The sequence below is a fragment of the Shewanella sp. 11B5 genome, from assembly GCF_002836795.1.
GTDB lineage: Bacteria > Pseudomonadota > Gammaproteobacteria > Enterobacterales > Shewanellaceae > Shewanella > Shewanella frigidimarina.
The window spans coordinates 1-1,918 of record NZ_PJAP01000720.1; the positions used below are offsets into that span (position 1 = coordinate 1).

General features: G+C 45.6%; 1 protein-coding gene. It reads right to left on the reverse strand.

Going from position 1 to position 1,918, the window contains the following annotated elements; genetic code table 11:
- Nucleotides 1-1,918, reverse strand: a 1,918-nt coding sequence (locus CXF78_RS15725) for an exodeoxyribonuclease V subunit gamma (RefSeq protein WP_145991493.1), incomplete at both ends; no start/stop codon positions are given.

Here is a 1,918-nt window from a genome sequence, read left to right on the forward strand (position 1 = left end):
AGTGCATTTAAGCTAAACGGTTCGTCATTGTCATCGGCTTGAATATCCAGTGATAAATCGACTTTTAAACTACGGTTGAAAAAGAATTGCGCTGGATTACGGTAAAAACGAATTAATGCCGACAATTCGAGTTCGACCACTTTAATGCCTTCATTATTAATGTGAGTATGGGCAAACACTTCATCTGCCTGTTCGGCCGACAAAGGTAATGCTTGCTCAAAAAAGTGATTGTTGATGGTTGCATTGGCTGGTGGCGGACACCATTGGGCATTAAAGCTATGTTGCAGCTTATTCACACTATGCGCAGATAGTGGTGTTTCTCGGAAAAGTTTAGCGTCAAAAGGCTGCAAAGGTTGTGCTTGAATAAGCTGTGCCAGTACGGCTTTATCGGCATCATCAAGGTTGATTTCTGCTTGCTGTTCAAGCTGTAGCTGTAAGGATTGCGGTAGGTAGCTGAGTTGGCAATATTCGACCAATTCAGACACTAGCATTGAGGCAATGCGCTCAGCATTATCGCGCTCACTGTGGCCAATATAACTGATGTAAAGCTGTTCTCTGGCCGACAGTAATGCTTCTAAAAATAGGTAGCGGTCGTCTAATCGGCGCGAGCGATCGCCTTTTTTAGGGCCAAAATGCGCCATTAAATCAAACCCGACAGGATGTTGAACCCGCGGGTAAACGCCGTCATTCATTCCCAGCAAGCACACAACTTTAAAGGGGATTGAGCGCATTGGCATTAAGGTACAAAAATTCACGCTACCAGCAAGGTAACGTTGGCCAACCCGAGATTCAGTTAAGCGTTGATTAAACCACTGCTTTAGGACTTCAATATCGACTTGGCCTTGATGGCCGGCGCTTTCAAGCTCAGTGTCTAGGGTGACTAATGCATCTCGAATGGCTTGAATTTGTTCACGCTCGTCATCGGTGGTGTCGTAGCAATCGGCGAGTAGCTGTTGTAATTGTTCAAGGCGCTCTGCGGTGGTGTAGTCATTGGCAAATAAGTTGAAATAGGTGTCGATGGTTTCTAAAAAGTTGAGCAACTTACCTAATGCCTGTGATGACTGACCTTCAATGCCTTGCACCATTAAAGTATCGCGATAAATATCTGCATCGTCGTTAAAAGCGTAGCCTAGGATTAAACGCTTAATGCCAAATGCCCATGAGTTTTGCGTAAAAGGCTGCACACCTAGTTGGCTCCGAGTTTGCTCACTGCGGCCCCAACGGACATTCGCATCGTCTAGCCAGCGGCGGATTAATGACAATTCATCATCATCGAGTTGGAAATGACGCAAAATAGCTGGCACTTCTAAAATACCAATAATATCAGTGAGGCCAAAGCGACTTTGATTGATATTTAGCAGGCTTAAAAAGCTATTAATCAGCGGTGATTCTTGCGCTGCGCCCCTGTCGGCAATGGCGTAGGGAATGTAGTAATCGCCTTTTTGCGGATTTTTGTCGGCAAAATACTGACTATTGGCGGTACCAAATACCGCATCAATATACGGAGCATATGCCGCGACATCGGGCATCATGATCATGATGTCTTTAGGGCTTAAGTCGCTGTTGTTTGATAACAGCTCTAAAAGGTGATCATGTAAGGTTTCAACTTCGCGCAGGGCACTGTGGCAACTGCGTAAAGTAATTGAGTTATCACTTGGCAATAACGTGCGGCGAGCATGAATGTCTTGGTACACACTGGCATTTGGCCCTAATGGCTGACCGAGTGTTTCCATTTGTAAGATATCGTATTGCACCCCGTGCAGCAGATTATTCGGCTCGGGCTCAACATAACAGTCGTAACCAAAGTCGGTGTGTTCTGGCGGCAGAGACAGTAATAAATCTAAGAATTCGCGGCCCATTTGACCATTATTAGCCAGTATAGGATTACCTACTTCGAGCTTGGCTTCCCAGTCTTGGG